The sequence below is a fragment of the Lachnoclostridium sp. MSJ-17 genome, assembly GCF_018918205.1.
GTDB lineage: Bacteria > Bacillota > Clostridia > Oscillospirales > Acutalibacteraceae > Ruminococcoides.
Genome location: NZ_JAHLQB010000123.1, coordinates 1 through 19,059 on the forward strand (window position 1 = coordinate 1; position 19,059 = coordinate 19,059).

Below are 19,059 nucleotides of genomic sequence, written 5' to 3' on the forward strand. Positions count from 1 at the left end.
ACGAGTCACCACTTAAAATACATCTGAAAAGGTGTAAACATATTCCTCCATAGCTCAGTCGGTAGAGCGCATGACTGTTAATCATGATGTCACTGGTTCGAGCCCAGTTGGGGGAGCCATAAACTCACTACAATTTAATTGGTGTTGATGACGCAGGGGGTCCACCCGTTCCCATACCGAACACGGAAGTTAAGCCCTGTAGTGCCGACGATAGTTGCCCGGCAACGGGCTGTGAAAATAGGAAGACGCCAATACTTGTAGTGAGTTTTTTTTAAATTAATTCGAGGGCAGGAAAAACCTGCCCTCACTTTATATCCCGTTGCGACTCTTTGTCACGAAATCCTTGTTTTTGAAATATGAGTTGACGAGCAGAGTCGCTCAAATCATACTGATACATTTTTTGAAATGTATAAAATACTCTATTTAACGAATTTGCATTTAGTTAAATGATAGAATTCCGCTTATTCCACTTGAAATATATGGAATGAAGTGATAGAATTATTTACAGTAAGAAGCTGTTTTGGAGATAAATCGAAGGAGTTCCTGAAATGAAGATTCCATTTTCACCGCCGGATATCGGCAAAGACGAAATTGAATTAGTTACCGAGGTGTTGAAAACCGGCTGGATCACAACCGGTCCCAAGACCAAGCTGTTGGAAAAGAGAATCGGTGAATATTGTCACACCGGTCAGGCAGTTTGCTTGTCCTCGCAAACAGCATGCGCTGAGATGACGCTTCGTGTTCTGCGAGTAGGCCCCGGAGACGAGGTTATTGTCCCTGCATATACATACACAGCTACAGCGTCGATAATCTATCATGTCGGCGCAACACCTGTCATGATCGACTGCAAGCCCGGTTCCTATGAGATGGACTATGATAAAATGGAAGAGGCAATCAACGAGCGCACTAAGGTAATTATTCCTGTTGACCTCGCCGGTGTTGTCTGCGATTATGATCGGATTTACGAAGCTGTCAGAAGAAAACGCGAGCTGTTCCGTCCCAACGGTAAAATCCAGGAGCTGCTTGGAAGAGTCATTATCATGGCAGACGCCGCGCACGCGTTCGGCGCACAGTGGCACGGTCAGATGTGCGGTGAAATCGCTGACTTTACAAACTTCAGCTTCCATGCGGTAAAGAATATGACTACCGCTGAGGGCGGTGCGGTTGTGCATCGTCTGCGCACTCGTATTGACGAAGAAAAAATGTATAAGCAATATATGCTCTGGTCGCTGCACGGTCAGACCAAGGACGCCTTTGCAAAGAACACCGGCGCTTCGTGGGAATATGATGTCGTGGACACACAGTATAAATGTAATATGCCTGATGTTCTTGCGGCAATCGGTTTGGCTCAGCTGAACAGATACGAGGAGATGCTGAATCGTCGTCACGCACTGATTCGCTACTACAACGAGGAGTTCAGGAACCTCGACATTCAGGTGCTGAATCATGCCGATGAAAATCACCGCAGCAATGGTCACCTGTATTTTGTACGTTTCAACGGCAAGGATTCCGACTTCCGCAATGAGTTTTATAATAAGATGGCGGAAAACGGCGTTATGTGTAATGTTCACTTCAAGCCTCTGCCTATGTTGACAGCATATAGCAGCAAGGGATTCGATATCGCGGATTTCCCCGAGGCTTATAATATGCACAGAAACCAGCTTACGCTGCCGATGAACTCGGTTATGACCGACGCCGAGGCGGAGTATGTAGTCAAGACATTTAAAAAGGTTTATGATGAATTAGCATAATCATTCATCTGAAATATTTCAAAAAAATCGAGGGCAGGTTTTTCCTGCCCTCGTAGTGTTTTAAATTAATCGTCGCCCATTTCGGCTTTTGCTTTCTCAATAACCTTCTGTGCAACGTTAGCGGGACAATCCTCGTAACGCGCGAAGGTGAATTCGAAGGAGCCGCGGCCCTGGGTGATCTGACGGATAAAGGTCGAGAAGTCGCTCATTTCTGACATCGGAACCTCAGCCTCGACAACCTGTGTGCCGTGCTCAGCAGGTGACATACCGAGAACTCTGCCGCGTCTCTTGTTTACCTCGCCCATAACGTCGCCCATGTTGTTGTCGGGAACGTAAGCCTTGAGGCTGCCGATGGGCTCGAGAAGAGTCGGCATGGCGTTCGGGATTCCGTTCTTGTACGCAAGGCTTGCCGCTGTCTTGAAGGACATTTCTGAGGAGTCAACGGGGTGATAGGAGCCGTCGTAGAGAGTGGCCTTGATGCCTACGGTCGGATAGCCGGCGAGCACACCCTTCTTGATAGCGTCGCGGAGACCCTTTTCAACGGCGGGGAAGAAGTTCTTCGGAACAGCGCCGCCGACAACTCTCTCTGCAAACTCGAGATCGTCGGTCTCATAGGGCTCAAACTCGATCCAAACATCGCCGAACTGACCGTGACCGCCGCTCTGCTTCTTGTAGCGGCCCTGAGCGGAAACCTTCTTGCGGATTGTCTCGCGGTAAGCGATCTTCGGGTTCTGGAGCTTGGCTTCTACGTTGTACTTGCTCTTTAATCTTGAGATTACAACGTCGAGGTGCTGCTCGCCGAGACCGGATACGAGCATCTCGTGGGTCTCGTGGTTTGACTCAAAGCGGATTGTGGGATCTTCGTCGGCAAGCTTCGAGATCGCCTGCGCAACCTTATCCTCGTCGCCCTTCTTGGCGGGGTAAATCGCCATGGTGTAGCTGGAAACGGGGTAGTTGATGCCGTCGAGAACAACCTTTCTGAGCGGTGAGCAGAGGGTGTCGCCCGTCTTTGCGGAAACGAGCTTCGGAACCGCGCCGATGTCGCCCGCGCCGATGTAGTCAGTGTCGCTCTGCTTCTTGCCTGTCATGGTGAGCACCTTGGAGATACGCTCCTGAGCGCCTGTGCGCATGTTGATGACGGGTGTGTCGGGAGAGATCTTGCCCGAAACGACCTTGATATAGGAAAGTCTGCCGATGAACGGGTCGGCAACTGTCTTGAATACGATAGCCGCAGTGGCAGCGTCCTTGTTAACGCTGATTTCAACGGGCTCGCCGTCGAGGTCAACGGCGATTTCACCGCCCTGAGCCGCAGAAGGAGCAAGCCATGTCAGGCTGTTGAGCAGCTGGTCGATAGCGAAGGTGTTGTGAGCGTCGCCGCAGAATACGGGGCAGATAGAACCGTCTCTTACGCCCTGTGATACGCCGAGGATGATCTCCTCGGGAGTGAACTCCTCGCCCTCGAGGAACTTGTCGAGCAGCTCCTCGCTTGTCTCTGCAACCGCTTCCTTGATAGCCTCGCGCAGACCCTCGAGTCTGTCGCCCATGTCGGGAAGCGCGGTAGGCGTCACGTTGCCTTTGCCGTCGTACTTGTAAGCCTTGTAGTCAAAGAGGTTGACGTAGGTGTTAGCCTGACCGTCCTGAATGTAGGGAACAACAACGGGGCAGACAGAGGGACCGAAGGTCGCCTTGAGAGTCTCGAATACGCGGTAGAAACGCGCGTCCTCGTCACACAGACCGTTGACGAAGAACATCTTTGTCAGACCTGCCTTTGTAGCCGCTTCGACAGCCTTCTCGGTACCTACGCTGATGCCGTCCTTGCCGGAAACAACGATAAGCGCGGTGTCCGCAGCGCGCATACCCTCGGCGACGCCGCCGGCGAAGTCAAAGAGACCGGGTGTGTCGATGAGGTTGATTTTTGTGTTCTTCCACTCTATCGGAGCCACGGCGGTCATGATGGACGCCTGACGTTTAATTTCCTCGCTGTCGAAATCGAGCATGGTATTGCCGTCGGCAATCTTGCCCAGTCTGTCGCTGACCTTTGCGAGATAGAGGATGGACTCCGCAACCGAGGTCTTACCGCAGCCGCTGTGTCCCGCGAGCGCGATGTTAATGATTTTTTTCGCATCGTACTGTTTCAAAAGAAAAAACTCCCTTCGTTTATATAATTGATATTTTTCTTCTAAATTGACATATTCAGCAAATATCTAAAATAAATCCTTATTCAGTATATCATAATTGTACAGAATTAACAACAAAGTTTTAGGGAAAATAAAAAAATTCACCCTTTGCCCAAAAAGGACAAGGGTGAATTGTGCGAATTGCTTTTTTTGCTATGAAATCCTGAAACCATGCACAAAGATTTTATGAATTTTTGTGCATTTTCCTTATGACAATACAGCTCCCTGAGCGCCTGAGGAAACCAGCTTAGCATAGCGGGCGAGGTAGCCGGTTGTGATTTTCGGCTCTCTCGGAACCCATGCCGCGCGTCTCTCGGCAAGCTCCTCGTCTGAGACCTTGAGTGTAATGGAGTTGTTCGGAATGTCGATTTCGATCATGTCGCCGTTTTTGACGAGGGCGATAGGACCGCCGACCGCTGCCTCGGGCGATACGTGACCGATCGAAGCGCCTCTTGTCGCGCCGGAGAAACGTCCGTCGGTGATCAGCGCAACTGTGCTGCCTAAGCCCATACCCATGATAGCTGAGGTCGGGTTGAGCATCTCGCGCATGCCGGGGCCGCCCTTGGGGCCCTCGTAGCGGATAACGACAACGTCGCCTTCGACGATCTCGCCGCCGTTGATAGCCGCCATAGCGTCTTCTTCACACTCGTAAACCTTCGCGGGACCTGTGTGCTTGAGCATCTCGGGGGCTACCGCGGAGCGCTTTACGACGCAGCTGTCGGGAGCGAGGTTGCCGCGGAGAACGGCGATACCGCCGGTGGGGCTGTAGGGCTTGTCAACGGGACGGATAACGTCGGGGTTCTTGTTGACAACGCCCTCGATGTTCTCTGCAATAGTCTTGCCGGTGCAGGTGATAAGGCTTGTGTCGAGGAGACCGAGCTTGTTGATCTCGTTCATAACGGCGTAAATGCCGCCTGCCTCGTTGAGATCCTCAATATATGTTCTGCCAGCCGGAGCGAGGTGGCAGAGGTTGGGAGTTTTTGAGCTGATATCGTTGGCGATATCAAGGTTGAGGTCGATGCCGCACTCATGTGCGATAGCGGGAAGGTGGAGCATGGAGTTTGTGCTGCAGCCGAGAGCCATGTCCATAGTCAGGGCATTGCGGAACGCAGCCTCGGTCATGATGTCGCGGGGCTTGATGTCCTTCTCAAGCAGCTCCATGATCTTCATGCCGGCGCGCTTTGCGAGCTGGATTCTCTCGGAGTATACGGCGGGAATGGTGCCGTTGCCGCGCAGAGCCATGCCAAGAACCTCTGTCAGGCAGTTCATGGAGTTTGCGGTGTACATGCCGGAGCAGGAGCCGCAGCTCGGACACGCCTTGTTCTCGTACTCGTTGAGCTCCTCGGCGGTAAGCTTGCCGGAGTTGTAGGAGCCGACAGCCTCGAACATCGACGAAAGACTTGTCTTGTGACCGGCGAATCTGCCCGCGAGCATGGGACCGCCGCTGACGAAGATACAGGGAATGTTGAGTCTTGCCGCTGCCATGAGCAGACCGGGAACGTTCTTGTCGCAGTTGGGAACCATGACGAGAGCGTCAAACGCGTGCGCGAGAGCCATGGATTCGGTGGAGTCGGCGATAAGGTCGCGGGTTACGAGGGAGTATTTCATGCCCTGATGACCCATTGCGATACCGTCGCAGACCGCGATTGCCGGGAAAACGATCGGGTTGCCGCCTGCCATAGCTACGCCTGTCTTGACGGCGTTAACGATTTTGTCAATGTTCATATGTCCGGGTACGATCTCGTTATAGGAGCTGACGATACCGATCATCGGCTTCTTCATCTCCTCGTCGGTCATACCGAGCGCGTGAAGGAGAGAGCGCTGGGGTGCGCAGGCAACGCCTTTTGTTATCGCGTCACTTCTCATAATTATTACATCCTTTCTGATAACGGCTTTCATTTAATAATGACAAGCCAAAAATTTTACATTAATTATAGCATTGAAGCAGTTACTTTTCAAGAGCAAAATAACGGGGGCAGCCGGCGACCGCCCCGCAGGTTATTTCTTTTTGTTTGAAATGAAGAAGTAAATGACTCCGCCGATCGCGGCGACGGCGACGATACCCGCGAAAATCCAGACCGTAGCCTTGTTCTCGTTTGCAAGCACAGGCTGGACGGTGTACGCGCCGGCGCAGACGCAGCCGATAACGCTCATGATCAGAGCCGAGAGAGCCGCGGTGATGATCTTGTATATCTTCATAATTTATACCTCCCAGATATTATTAACTGTATATTACCACAACACGGAGATTTTTTCAATTATTTTTTTAAACCGTACAAAAATTGCTGAACTGGCATATTTGCTAAAAATTTTCACCTTTATTGTGCATATAGCAAATTGATAAAATCGAGGTTTTTTGTTATCATTAAAATGAACGCAGAATGCGGAATTCTGCCTTTAGTAATTTTATTTAGGAGTGAGAGAAATTGAACAAGAAAGTGACAAGCATTGTGCTTGCGGTGTGCGTGCTGCTCTCGTGCATCGCGGTCGGCAGCTTCTCGGCTACCGCCGGCACCGCAGACGTCGCAGTTTCAGCACAGGCTGACGACGAGACTGTCGGTGCAGACTACGGTCTTGCCAAGAACATTGAGGACGGCCAGATTCTCCAGGCGTGGAACTGGAGCTACAACGGCATCAAAAACAACATGAAAAAAATCGCTGAGCAGGGCTTTACCGCTGTCCAGACTACCCCGATCCAGACCATAAAGGAGTCTACTCAGGGCAAGACGATGCAGGGCAGCTGGTGGGTTTACTATCAGCCCTCAAACTTCAAGATCGACACCAACGGCTCAAACGCGCTGGGAACCAAGTCCGACTTCACCGCAATGTGCGCCGAGGCTCACAAGTACGGCGTGAAGGTCGTAGTCGACGCGGTACTCAACCACATGGCTAACGCGGGCGATAACACCCTGTCGAACACCATTCCCGACGATATCAGGAATGACTCGAACTGCTGGCACTCGATCACCCAGAACACCCAGAACTACAATGACCGCTGGGACGTTACCCACAACTGCATGGGCGGTCTGCCCGATTTGAACACAGGCAACAAGAAGATCCAGAACTATGAGATCGCGTTCATGAAGGAATGTATCGACGCGGGCGTTGACGGCTTCCGCTTCGACGGCGCCAAGCACATCGAGGTTCCCGACGACGACAAGGGCGCGGGCAGCGACTTCTGGCCGACTCTCCTCGGCGCGACAGATTCCTATGCCCGGAGCACCAAGGGCTTCAAGCCGTACTACTACGGCGAAGTTCTCGACGCCACGGGCGGCGGTCAGAACATCACCAACAAGTACACCCAGTACATGAGCCTTACCTGCAACGGCGTTTCAAACGACATCAGAAACAAGGTCAATTCCGGCGACGCCAATGGCGCCAAGAGAACAGACTTCTCGTACTCCGACGGCGGCGCACCTTCCGGCAAAAAAGCCGTTCTCTGGAACGAGTCTCACGATACATACGCTGACGGCGCGTCCAGAGGTCAGAGTGACACCACATTGAAAAAGACTTGGGCTATCGTAGGTGCCCGCGCCGAGGCGCAGGCTATGTACATGGCGCGTCCGCGCAACTACGGCGATTCAATCGGTACCGCGAGCGTTACCGCTTGGGGCGATCCCGAGGTCGCGGCTGTTAACCACTTCAAGAACTACTTCGTAGGCAAATCCGAGTATATGTCCTCAAGCGGCTCGATCGTTTACAACGAGCGCGGCACCGAGGGCGTAGTCCTCGTAAACTTAAACGGCGGCAGCACCTCCGTTAACGTAAAGGCAAACAAGATGAAGGACGGCACCTACACCGATGAGGTTACAGGCGGCACGTTCAGAGTATCGGGCGGTCAGATCAGCGGCAATATCGGCGGCACAGGCGTTGCGGTTGTTTACAACGCGAAGCCCGCAGGCCCCTCAGCTTCCGTAACACCCGGCTCCTCAAAGTACAAGACTGATTCCATCACCCTTACCCTCAGCTATGACAACGCTACCTCCGGTCAGTATTCGATCGACGGCGGCGCTTATCAGAGCTACACCAAGGGTCAGACTATCACCATCGGCGCAGGCAAGCCCGTAGGCACCCAGACTACCGTGTCCGTTAAGGCGAGCGACGGCAGCACCACCTCCGATCCCGAGACCTACACCTACACCAAGTCTGACAACTCGGCTCAGATGGTATACTTCGACAACTCAAGCTACAACTGGTCGTCGGTATACGCTTACATCTACGCTGACAAGACAGAGGCTGCGGCATGGCCGGGCACTCAGATGCAGAAGGATTCCACAGGCTACTTCGCTCTTGAGGTTCCCGAGGGCTTTGAGGACGGCTTGGTTATCTTCACAGAGAGCAAGGACGCGACCGACCACCGCTATCCCGCGGACAAGGATCCCGGACTTCCCCTCGAAGGAAAATCAAAGATATTCAAGGCGAATCACCAGCTCGTCGATTATGACAATCCCGTGCCCACAACTCCTCAGCCCACAACGGCTCCCGTAGGAAATGTTCTTATCGGCGACACCAACGGCGACGGAAATATTACCGTTACTGACGCTACCCTCATTCAGATGCACGCTGCAAGCATGCAGCTGCTCACCGGCGACAGACTGACCGCAGCGGACACCAACAAGGACGGTTCTGTCAACATAGCCGACGCTACAATGGTTCAGCTCTATCTCGTATTCAACAGAAGCGCTTCGAACTACACCGGCACATATACAGGCGGCACAACTCCCACAAATCCGCCTCAGCCCACCACAAGCTACGTACAGCCCACCACGGCTTATGTACCGCCAACTACGGCTCCTCCCTCAGGCGGCGTTACCCTTAACGCTTCCGCTACGAGCACCGGCACCGAGGACTGGTACGCGTGGACATGGAGTTCAGATTCCGACGGTCACTGGGTAAAGGGTAATGGCAGCGCTTCCTCCGTACAGTTCAGCGGCAACATCGGCAAGAGCATCATCTTCGTCAGACTGCCTCAGGGTGAATCTCCCTCGGTTGACTGGGGCAACATCTGGAACCAGACCAATGACCTGACTACAAAGCTTGGCGGCACCTTCAAGACAACAGGCTGGGCTGACAAGTACATGAACGGCGAATGGCAGTAATTTAATCAAATAATCAACTGATTTTTGCAACCCTCTCAAGGCTTTGGGAGGGTTGTTTTTGTGTATAAAGTCGAATATTGCGCGAAATGTTGTAAAGCGAAAAAAGTTGTGGTATACTATCTTCGGTTCAAAATAATACATATTTAAATAGTATATTCGCGAAAAGAGGGAACAAGGTGAGAAGGCTTACTCAGAGAACCGAAGCGGTAGTAAATCTCAGAGCGCTCGAGCACAACGTAAAAAATATCCGCTCCAGACTCGGCAGCGGCGTGGAAATCATGGCGGTGCTCAAGGGCGACGGCTACGGTCACGGCGAAAAGGGAATTTATCCCACGCTAAAAAGCTGCGGCATTGAACGCTATGCTGTCGCGGTCTGGGAGGAAGGCGCGTCCCTGCGAAACGCGGGCTGCACAGAGCCGATTCTCCTTCTCGGAGATACCTGCGACGGTCAGCTCGAGAATCTTATTAAATTCAATCTCACGCCCGCGATTTTCTCTCTCGATACCTCCGAAAAGCTCAACACCCTCGCTAAGTGGGGCGGAGTTACCCAGCCGGTACATATCAAGATCGACACGGGCATGAGCCGAATAGGTTTTCCCGCGGACGAGAGCGCGGTTGAGTCGGTGCGGCGCATCAGCGAGATGTCAAACCTTGAAATCACAGGCGCGTTCACTCACTTTTCGCGCGCGGACGAGCCCGACGGAGAGAGCGCAAAGACGCAGTTTGAAAAATATATCCGCTTTATCGAGAAGCTCGAGGACGCGGGCATTCATATCCCGATGAAGCATGTCGCGAACAGCCCGGCGATTCTGCTTCGTCCCGAGGTTCAGCTCGACGCCGTCCGTGCGGGCGACGCGCTGTTCGGTCTCTGTCCGATTGACGAGGACGACTGGAAAAACGAGGATTTCATGCAGGTCATGAACTGGTACACCTACGTCGTCATGGTCAAGGAGGTTCCGGCAGGTACGGAGGTCGGCTACGGCGGTACCTTCGTCGCACAGCGCCCGACAAAAATCGCTACGATTCCAGTGGGCTTCGCGGACGGATACAGCCGCAAGCTCTCGAATAAGGGCAAGGTCAGGATAAACGGCAGGGAAGCGCCGATTATAGGAAGGGTCTGTATGGATCAGTTCATGGTTGACGTGACCGACATCGGCGAGGTAAAGCGCGGCGATACCGTCAGCCTGCTCGACGAGGAGCTGAGCGTGCTTTGGATGGCGGATCTGCTCGACTGCAACGTCGACGAGATCGTCTGCGGCATTTCAAAGCGGGTTCCGCGTATTTACGAATATTAATCTGTACAAATGAGAGGTATGTGAACAATGGCTAATTATATTTTCAGGATTCTCGCGCACGCGAGTCTAGGTAAAATGCGCGAGGCGGTCAAGACCGTCCACGAGCGTTCGGGCAAAAACAGCGTCAAGATTTTCTTTGATATGCTTTACTGCGCCAAAAAGTACGGCGCGGGATACTACGACTACCAGATTTTCGCGTTCTATAATCTCACAAAGGAACAGCGCGCGACTTATGTTACCCGTCTTATCAGCAAGAAGTTCAACACCTTCATGAACGACTACGACTACGCGCACTTCCTCGAGAACAAGGACGAGTTCAATAAGCTCTACAAGAAATACATCGGCAGAGAGTTTGTGCAGCTCCAGGAGGCGACAAAGGAAGAGGTCGAAAAGTTCTGTTCCGAGCGCGAGTATATCTTCTGCAAAATGCAGGATCTCGAGTGCGGCCACGGCTGCGAGCGCATCAAAATCAGCGACTACAAGAGCTTTGACGAGCTTTACAAATACCTGACCGACAAGGGCTTCTGCACCCTCGAGGACAATATTCAGCAGCACCCCGCGCTGAGCAAGCTCTATCCCAACGCGGTGAATTCCATGCGTATCATCACCGTTCTGGACAAGGACGGCGAGGCTCATGTGCTCTATATCGTTCAGAAAATGGGGCTGGGCGGCAGTATCATCGACAACAACTGCTTGTTCACTCCTGTTGATCCCGAAACGGGCGAGATAATGTACCCGGCGCATTCGGGCGACACGCTCAAGGGAATTATCTATACCGAGCACCCCGATACCCACGTCAAGCTTCAGGGCTATGTCATTCCCTATGTAAAGGAAGCCGTTCAGATGTGTCTTGAGGCGGCGAAGATTACTCCGCAGATCCGCTATGTAGGCTGGGACGTCGCGACAATGCCTAACGGCCCAGCAATCATCGAGGGCAATACCTACTGCGCCCACGATTTCTGGCAGCTCCCGCCGCACACTCCCGACGGAATCGGCATGCTCCCGAAAATCAGGGAGTACATTCCCGAGTTCTTTGAGGGCAAAATAAAGTGAGTAGGTAGTAGATAGTTGGGTAGTTGGCAGTTGGCAGCATTCAATGGTCGGAAACTGCCGATAACAGTTAATATCTTGTCTTAAACATTAAAAAGCCGGTTCGCGTGGAACCGGCTTTGTTTTTTTTACTTCCATAGAGCTGTGACGTTTGATAAAGCTGAGCACTTCTTCCGCCCCATCGCAGCGCTCAATCCCGCCGTTGATGGCGGTTTTAGTTCAGCGAAACCTTTCAATAGGCGGAGAAAGCGTTCTCAGACGCATATCAGCAGCCGCAGCCGCAGCCGTCGTTGTTACCGCAGCCGCATCCGTTGCCGTTGCCGTTGTTGCCGCAGCAGCAACAGAGGATGAGAATGAGAATGATGATGCCGCAGCAGCCGCCGTTGTTGTTACCGAAGAAATTCATACATTTGCCTCCTTTCGTTTACACTACATACTATTGCGCAGGAGACTTTGTGTGCATAAAAAATACCGCCCGATATAAAATCAGGCGGTCTGTTATAAAATTATACATTAAACCGGAACAGAACCACGTCGCCGTCCTTCATCACGTACTCCTTGCCTTCGCTGCGGACTAAGCCCTTTTCCTTTGCAGCCGCCATGCTGCCGCATGCGACCAGGTCGTCGAAGGCGATCACCTCGGCTCTGATAAAGCCGCGCTCAAAGTCGGAGTGGATCTTGCCCGCCGCCTGAGGAGCCTTGGTGCCGTTCTTTATCGTCCATGCCCTTACCTCCTGCTTGCCGGCGGTGAGGTAGGAGATAAGTCCGAGCAGCGCGTAGCATTCCTTGATAAGACGGTCGAGACCGCTCTCCTCAAGTCCCATGTCCGCGAGGAAAAGCTCCTTCTCTTCGGCGTCCATCTCGACGATCTCCTCCTCGATCTGGGCGCAGATAGGAAGAACTCCTGAGTGCTCCTCAGCGGCGATTTTCTTTACCGCCTGATAGCCGACGTTTTGCTCAATGCCGGTTGAAAAGTCCTCGTCGCTCATGTTCGCCGCGTAGATCACGGGCTTGCTCGTCAGCAGAGCGACCTCGCCCAGCAGCGCCTTTTCCTCCTCGTCGCACTCAACAGAGCGCGCGGGCTTGCCGTTTTCGAGAGCCTCGAGCACACGCTGATAGAAGTCGATGTCGCGCTGGTATTTCTTGTCGCCCTTGAGCATCTTCTTTGTCTTGTCGATTCTGCGTTCCATCATCTCGAGGTCGGAGAGGATCAGCTCGAGGTTTATTGTCTCAATGTCGCGGGCGGGGTCAATGCTGCCCTCAACATGGATGATATCGTCGTTCTCAAAGCAGCGGACGACGTGAACGATCGCGTCGCACTCGCGGATATTCGACAGGAACTTGTTGCCCAGACCCTCGCCCTTTGAAGCGCCCTTTACAAGACCCGCGATGTCTACGAACTCAATCGACGCGGGAGTGTACTTGTCGGGGTCGTACATCTCGGCGAGCACGTCAAGACGCTTGTCGGGAACCGCGACTACGCCGATATTCGGCTCGATGGTGCAGAACGGATAATTCGCGCTCTGTGCGCCGGCGTTTGTGATCGCGTTGAAAAGCGTGCTTTTTCCGACGTTCGGAAGTCCTACAATACCTAATTTCATTAAATTATTCCCCTTTGTCACTTGTTAATTACTTATTAATATGGTATCATAAAACCGGAAAAAATACAAGTATATAGGTGGTTTTATGTCAAATACTCTTACAAAATCCCTGCATGTCGAGGAACAGGACCTCGCCTGCGCAATGGGCAGCGGCAGTCTGGCGGTTCTTGCGACTCCGGCTGTTGTCGCGCTTATGGAAAACGCCGCGGCAGCTCTTGCCGATGAGATTCTCGCCGACGAGACGCTCACCACGGTCGGAACGATGATTTCGATCGAGCACACAAGCCCTACTCCTATCGCGGCTGATATCACCGCAACGGCGGTTCTCACCTCGCGTGAGGGAAGGTTTTTTCACTTTGATGTGACAGCAAGCGACGAAAAGGGCGAGATCGCCAAAGGCACGCACACGCGCGTCAGCGTGAAGGCGGACAGATTCCAGGAAAAGGCGGACAGAAAATTCGATGAAGTATAAATATATTCTTTTTGACCTCGACGGCACGGTAAGCGAGAGCGCTGAGGGTATACGCGCTTCTCTCGAGTACGCGATAAGCACCCTCGGAGCGCCTATGCCTGATCTGAACGACTGCACGCGCTACGTCGGACCGCCGCTTATCGATACATTTCTGAACCTCGTCGGGCTCGACCCCGAAACGGCTGAACGCGGAGCGCAGCTCTACCGCGACTATTATAATGAAAAGGGAAAATTCCTCAACCGCGCATATAAGGGCATTCCCGAGCTGCTTCAAAAGCTCAGGGAAGAGGACGTGAGAATGTGCATATGCTCATCAAAGTACGAGCCTTTCGCAGAGGAAATCATTGATATTCTTGGGCTGGACGGAGACTTTGACGCGGTATGCGGCTCGAACATCGACGGCAGCCGCAAGGACAAAAAGGACCTGATCCCATACGCCGTAGCCTGTCTGGGCGGAGACTTTGAGCGCGACAGAGAAAAAACCGTCATGCTCGGCGATACATGGTACGACGCGAAGGGCGCGAGGCTCTGCGGCGTCGATTTCATCGGAGTGCGCTACGGCTACGGAGATATCGGAGCTATGGAGGAGCAGGGAGCTGCTGTTTTCGCCGGAACTCCCGGTGAGATTTTTGGGCTTTTAAAATAGTATAATAATTCATTCCTCCGCATATGCTGTAGCGGAGGTTTTGAATATGCTTGTTTTGAATTTTAAACTGAAATCAAAAGCGGCAGCGGCAGCCGCGGCGGCGTTTGCGGCAGTGCTGACGGCGGTCATCTGCGCTTTCTGCGCGGCGAATGCGGAGAGGACGGAACCCTCTGTACCCACGATCACAGAGGGCAACTTCGCCGAGGAACGCGCCGTGAGTGAATATCTCGACTCGCTGGGCTATACGGACAGGGAGCTTGTCGCCTGCGACAGCGTGAAGATCCCGCGGGATTTTGACGGTGTTTACTCCGATTACAGCGCCATGCAGGAGAAAAACGGCTTTGATTTGAGCAAATACAAGGGAAAAACCGTCAGGCGGTATACATACTCCCTCGGCGGAAAAAGCAATGAGTACGCTGTGGTCCTCGCCAAAAACGGAGAGGTCATCGGCGGACATCTGACGGACGGAGAATACGGCGGCGACGATGCGCCGCTTGAAAAAGATGGAACGACTGGATAAATTCTTAAGCTCCCGAAGCGGAATAAGCCGCAGGGAAGCGCAAAAAAGTATCAAGAGCGGCGAGGTAACGGTAAACTCTGCGGTTTGCCGGACGACGGATTTCAAGGTAAATCCCGATACCGACGCCGTTTTGCTGCGCGGACAGGCTGTCTGCGCTGATGAACACATTTACATAATGCTCAACAAGCCCGCCGGCGTGGTTTCCGCGACAGAGGACAGACGCGAGAGAACCGTGCTTGATATCCTGCCGCCCGAGCTGCGCAGGAAGGGTCTGTTTCCCGCGGGAAGGCTGGACAAGGATACCGAAGGTCTGCTGATCATCACCGACGACGGCGATTTTGCACACCGCATGCTTTCGCCGAAAAAGCACGTTGAGAAGCGATATATAGCCAAAATCGACGGCGAGATCACCGATGACATGATAAAGGCGTTTGAAAATGGCATAGTATTCGCCGACGGCACACAATGCCTGCCCGCAAAGCTCGAAATTATACCGAACAGCGGAGGGATGTCGGGACTTGTCACTATTTGTGAAGGAAAGTATCATCAGGTGAAAAAAATGTTTTCCGTGATCGGTCACAAAGTTGTGCATCTTCAACGAATATCAATTGGAAATTTGTATTTGGATAGCAATTTGCCTATAGGAAATGCTAAAAAGCTGACGAAATTGGATATAGATGCAATTTTTGTGGGCAATATACACTAAAAATAAGATGCGATTTTTACTTAATATTTATTTTTAATAAAATATCGGATAAATCTTTAGTCAAAATCAGCATAGTAAAAATTTGCTGAAAGTGGTATATTTATTTATGTAAATTATGTTTACAAAAAATTGGAGGTTATCAAATATGGCAAGTCTATCATTAAGACACATTTACAAAGTTTACGACGGAAACGTAACCGCCGTTAAGGATTTCAACCTTGAAATCGAGGATAAGGAATTCATCATCTTCGTAGGTCCTTCCGGTTGCGGTAAGTCCACCACACTCCGTATGATCGCGGGTCTTGAGGACATCTCAAAGGGCGAGCTCTACATCGGCGACAGACTCGTTAACGACGTTTCTCCTAAGGACAGAGATATCGCGATGGTATTCCAGAACTACGCTCTTTATCCCCATATGTCCGTTTATGACAACATGGCGTTCGGTCTCAAGCTCAGAAAAACTCCCAAGGAGGAGATCAAGAGAAGAGTAGAAGAAGCTGCCCGCATCCTCGGCATCGAGCAGTACCTCGAGAGAAAGCCGAAGGCTCTCTCCGGCGGTCAGAGACAGCGTGTTGCCATGGGTCGTGCTATCGTTCGTGATCCTAAGGTATTCCTTCTCGACGAGCCTCTCTCAAACCTCGACGCAAAGCTCCGAGCTCAGATGCGTACCGAGATTTCGAAGCTCTATCAGAGACTCGGCACAACATTTATCTACGTAACCCACGACCAGACCGAGGCTATGACTCTGGGTACCAGAATCGTAGTTATGAAGGACGGTATCGTTCAGCAGGTTGATACTCCTCAGCACCTCTATGACCTTCCCTGCAACATGTTCGTAGCAGGCTTCATCGGATCACCTCAGATGAACTTCATCAACGCGACCGTTTCCAAGAAGGGCGGCGAGTATACCCTCGACTTCGACAAGTATCAGGTTCCCGTTCCCGCCGACAAGTGCTCCGCGGGTCAGCTTGATCCCTATGTTGGCAAGGAAGTTATCTTCGGTATCCGTCCTGAGCATACTCACGACGAGCCCGAGGAAATCGCAAAGGCTAAGATGCTCTTCGACGCTAAGGTTGACGTTACCGAGCTTATGGGCGCTGAGATCTATCTCTACGTTACCATCGCAGGTCAGTCCATCACCGCGAGAGTTGCTCCTACCTCCACAGCTAAGGTCGGCGACGACATTAAGGTTTGCTTCAGCCTTGATAAGCTCCACATCTTTGATAAGGACACAGAGCAGATCATCACAAACTGATTCTGAATATTTCACGGCGGCAGGTTATCCTGCCGCCTTTTTTCGCTTTTCCATAAAAACCTTGACGCTCAGGCATGGATTTTTTTATTGCTTTTTTGGAAAAAATATGGTATAATATATGGCGACAATGAAAATTGTTACAATTCTGTCACAATTCTGTCACATATATCTGTTACAATAAGTACAGGTTGGAAGGCGCTTTGGCGTATCTGCACAGATTAGAAGCGCTTTTCCTAAAAAAACTTAAAGAAATTTGTTGATAGAGGTTGATTTTTTCTTCAATTTTGTGTAATATGTATATGAGGGTATTGTAACTTTCTCGCTCTGTGCCTAAAAATACGGTTTTCGGAGCGGACTGACCGGTACTTTGCGGTACATAATACCGATTTTGCATAAAATTTAGGAGAAAAAGAGGTTAATGCTATGTCTAACAGATTATTTCAGGGTATTGTGCATCAGATGAAAGATGCAATCGACAGAACCATCGGCGTAATCGACGAAACTTCCGTTGTTATCGCCTGCTCTGAGCTTGGTAAAATCGGCGAGGTGAATGAGAGCATCAATTCCGAGACTCTCAGCTCGACTGCTCCGTTTGTAATCAACGGATACACCTATAAATCCTTTGGCAGCAGCGCCAAGTATGACTATGCCGTTTTCGTTCAGGGTACTGACGAGTACGCGCAGAAGTACGCTCAGCTGCTCAGCGTTTCGTTTGCGAGCATCAAGCAGTACTATGACGAGAAGTACGACCGTTCGAACTTCATCAAAAACGTGATTCTCGACAACATTCTCCCCGGAGATATTTATCTGAAGGCAAGAGAGCTTCACTTCAACTCCGAGGTTTCGCGCGTCTGCCTGCTTATCAAGATCGTATCCAAGACAGACGTCTCCGCCTACGATATCGTACAGAACCTCTTCCCCGACAAGACAAAGGACTTCGTTATCAATATCAACGAAGAAGAAATCGCGCTTGTCAAGGAGGTTAAGGCGGACACCGAGAGCCGCGACCTCGAAAAGCTCGCGAGCTCCATCGCGGACACCCTCTCCAGCGAATTCTACACCCACTGCGTGGTTGGTATCGGTACCACCGTTACCGGCATCAAGGATCTGGCGCGCTCCTTCAAGGAGGCTCAGTCAGCGCTTGAGGTAGCCAAGGTATTCGACACCGAGCGCACTATCGTAAGCTATGATAACCTCGGCATCGCCCGTCTTATCTATCAGCTTCCGACGACCCTCTGCAAGATGTTCCTCAAGGAGGTATTCAAGCGCGGCAGCATCGAGAGCCTCGATCAGGAGACCCTCTTCACTATCCAGCGCTTCTTCGAAAACAACCTCAACGTTTCGGAGACCTCGAGAAAGCTCTTTGTACACCGCAACACCCTCGTGTACAGACTTGAGAAAATCAAGAAGCTCACCGGTCTTGACCTGCGTGAGTTCGAGGACGCTATTGTATTCAAGGTAGCGTTAATGGTTAAAAAATATCTCAACGCCAGTCCCACAAAGTATTAATTTACAAAAAAACCGGCGTTGATCAATGGCTCTGAACGCCCAAAATGGGTGTTCAGGGCATTGGTATTTTAGCGGATAATGACAAATTGCACTTTTTATCTTCATTTTTTGTGAAAAAGTCGTTTGTTCCGCACAAATCACAGACAAAGGTGTTTCTATGATTGAATTTCAGAATGTTTCAAAAACCTATCCCAACGGCACCCACGCTCTCCACGACGTAAGCCTCAGCATCGACAAGGGCGAGTTCGTGTTCATCGTAGGCGCCTCGGGTGCGGGCAAGAGTACCTTCCTCAAGCTCATCATGCACGAGGAGACTCCTACCTCGGGCGAGATCGTCATCAACGGCAACAAGCTCTCAAAGCTGCGCCGCAGAGACGTGCCGTATCTCCGCCGCCACATGGGCATCGTGTTCCAGGACTTCCGCCTGATCGAAAAGATGACCGTCTTTGACAACGTCGCCTTCGCGATGCGCGCGGTGGGTGAGAACACCGCCACGATCAAAAAGAGAGTGCCCTATGTTCTTAACCTCGTCGGTCTTCAGGACAAGATGAAGAATAAGCCGAACGAGCTGTCGGGCGGAGAGCAGCAGCGCGTAAGCCTTGCGAGAGCGCTTGTAAACAACCCCGAGATCATCATCGCGGACGAGCCTACAGGTAACGTAGACCCCGAGCTTTCGCACGAGATCATCGAGCTGCTCAACGAGATCAACGCGATGGGAACCACGGTGCTTGTCGTTACCCACGAGCACGAGCTTGTGCGCGAATTCCACCAGCGCGTCGTGACTATCGACCGCGGCAGGGTCATCAGCGATTCAAGAAGCGGCAGATTTGCCGCGGGCGCTTCCGAGGATTACGACGAGGACGACTATTCCCTCGACTACAACGAGTACCGCGAGGAGAGCGGTTTCACAGGCGAGAGGGAATTTTCCGACGACGAGATCCTCGAGAGCTACGAGGGTCTGGGCTATGACGACGCTGA

At 51.8% G+C, this 19,059-nt stretch carries 15 protein-coding genes, 1 tRNA gene, 1 rRNA gene and 1 pseudogene; 13 read left to right on the forward strand and 5 right to left on the reverse strand.

From position 1 onward, the window contains the following. Positions 1-43: 43 nt before the first annotated feature. The 3 genes from KQI64_RS10100 to KQI64_RS10110 all read left to right on the forward strand — a co-directional run bounded on the left by KQI64_RS10100 (position 44) and on the right by KQI64_RS10110 (position 1,751). Positions 44-119: transfer RNA gene (locus tag KQI64_RS10100), tRNA-Asn, on the forward strand. An 18-nt stretch (positions 120-137) separates the two neighbouring features. Beyond that, positions 138-254 (forward strand): 5S ribosomal RNA (gene rrf / locus KQI64_RS10105). A gap of 294 nt (positions 255-548) precedes the next feature. After that, on the forward strand, positions 549-1,751 hold the full coding sequence (locus tag KQI64_RS10110; protein WP_216524632.1) for a DegT/DnrJ/EryC1/StrS family aminotransferase: 1,203 nt from the start codon (positions 549-551) through the stop codon (positions 1,749-1,751). 65 nt (positions 1,752-1,816) lie between these two features. On the opposite strand, the gene KQI64_RS10115 is transcribed toward KQI64_RS10110, so the two are convergent. The 3 genes from KQI64_RS10115 to KQI64_RS10125 all read right to left on the reverse strand — a co-directional run bounded on the left by KQI64_RS10115 (position 1,817) and on the right by KQI64_RS10125 (position 6,127). Further along, positions 1,817-3,889 carry an elongation factor G gene (locus KQI64_RS10115; RefSeq protein ID WP_216524633.1) on the reverse strand — a complete coding sequence of 691 codons (2,073 nt, stop codon included), beginning with the start codon at positions 3,887-3,889 and terminating at the stop codon, positions 1,817-1,819. Positions 3,890-4,135: 246 nt separating this feature from the next. Beyond that, the gene (gene ilvD / locus KQI64_RS10120; protein WP_216524634.1) at positions 4,136-5,794 is read right to left on the reverse strand and encodes a dihydroxy-acid dehydratase; all 1,659 of its coding nucleotides are present in this window, start codon (positions 5,792-5,794) and stop codon (positions 4,136-4,138) included. Between the two features lie 132 nt (positions 5,795-5,926). Then, on the reverse strand, positions 5,927-6,127 hold the full coding sequence (locus KQI64_RS10125; protein WP_216524635.1) for a hypothetical protein: 201 nt from the start codon (positions 6,125-6,127) through the stop codon (positions 5,927-5,929). 227 nt (positions 6,128-6,354) lie between these two features. On the opposite strand from KQI64_RS10125, the gene KQI64_RS10130 reads away from it, so the two are divergent. From KQI64_RS10130 to KQI64_RS10140, 3 genes are all read left to right on the forward strand, one after another. Continuing rightward, positions 6,355-9,027: an alpha-amylase family glycosyl hydrolase gene (locus KQI64_RS10130; RefSeq protein WP_216524636.1), complete on the forward strand. Its 2,673-nt coding sequence runs from the start codon at positions 6,355-6,357 to the stop codon at positions 9,025-9,027. Between the two features lie 176 nt (positions 9,028-9,203). Further along, complete coding sequence (gene alr, locus KQI64_RS10135; RefSeq protein ID WP_216524637.1) at positions 9,204-10,322, forward strand: alanine racemase; 1,119 nt, start codon at positions 9,204-9,206, stop codon at positions 10,320-10,322. A gap of 27 nt (positions 10,323-10,349) precedes the next feature. Next, entirely contained in the window at positions 10,350-11,375 is a 1,026-nt protein-coding gene (locus KQI64_RS10140; protein ID WP_216524638.1) for a sugar-transfer associated ATP-grasp domain-containing protein, read from the forward strand. 262 nt (positions 11,376-11,637) lie between these two features. On the opposite strand, the gene KQI64_RS10145 is transcribed toward KQI64_RS10140, so the two are convergent. Together KQI64_RS10145 and ychF are read right to left on the reverse strand one after the other, a co-directional pair. Next, on the reverse strand, positions 11,638-11,778 hold the full coding sequence (locus KQI64_RS10145) for a hypothetical protein (RefSeq protein ID WP_216524639.1): 141 nt from the start codon (positions 11,776-11,778) through the stop codon (positions 11,638-11,640). Between the two features lie 100 nt (positions 11,779-11,878). Beyond that, positions 11,879-12,973, reverse strand: coding sequence for a redox-regulated ATPase YchF (gene ychF / locus KQI64_RS10150; protein WP_216524640.1), 1,095 nt, complete (start codon positions 12,971-12,973; stop codon positions 11,879-11,881). An 85-nt stretch (positions 12,974-13,058) separates the two neighbouring features. On the opposite strand from ychF, the gene KQI64_RS10155 reads away from it, so the two are divergent. The 7 genes and pseudogenes from KQI64_RS10155 to ftsE all read left to right on the forward strand — a co-directional run. After that, on the forward strand, positions 13,059-13,445 hold the full coding sequence (locus KQI64_RS10155) for a thioesterase family protein (protein ID WP_216524641.1): 387 nt from the start codon (positions 13,059-13,061) through the stop codon (positions 13,443-13,445). Further along, positions 13,435-14,091, forward strand: a complete 657-nt coding sequence (locus KQI64_RS10160) for an HAD hydrolase-like protein (RefSeq protein ID WP_216524642.1) — start codon at positions 13,435-13,437, stop codon at positions 14,089-14,091. The genes KQI64_RS10155 and KQI64_RS10160 overlap by 11 nt, the downstream gene beginning before the upstream one ends. A gap of 46 nt (positions 14,092-14,137) precedes the next feature. Then, entirely contained in the window at positions 14,138-14,611 is a 474-nt protein-coding gene (locus KQI64_RS10165) for a DUF4830 domain-containing protein (RefSeq protein ID WP_216524643.1), read from the forward strand. Next, a complete protein-coding gene (locus KQI64_RS10170; RefSeq protein ID WP_216524644.1) occupies positions 14,595-15,317 on the forward strand; it encodes a pseudouridine synthase in 723 nt (240 codons plus the stop codon). Before KQI64_RS10165 ends, KQI64_RS10170 begins: the two co-directional genes overlap by 17 nt. Before the next feature lie 145 nt (positions 15,318-15,462). After that, complete coding sequence (locus KQI64_RS10175) at positions 15,463-16,572, forward strand: ABC transporter ATP-binding protein (protein WP_216524645.1); 1,110 nt, start codon at positions 15,463-15,465, stop codon at positions 16,570-16,572. Positions 16,573-16,995: 423 nt separating this feature from the next. Further along, on the forward strand, positions 16,996-18,081 hold the full coding sequence (locus tag KQI64_RS10180) for a PucR family transcriptional regulator (RefSeq protein WP_216524646.1): 1,086 nt from the start codon (positions 16,996-16,998) through the stop codon (positions 18,079-18,081). Between the two features lie 157 nt (positions 18,082-18,238). Beyond that, positions 18,239-18,892 (forward strand): annotated as a pseudogene (ftsE, locus tag KQI64_RS10185) (cell division ATP-binding protein FtsE); the annotation flags it as partial. Positions 18,893-19,059 lie beyond the last annotated feature (167 nt).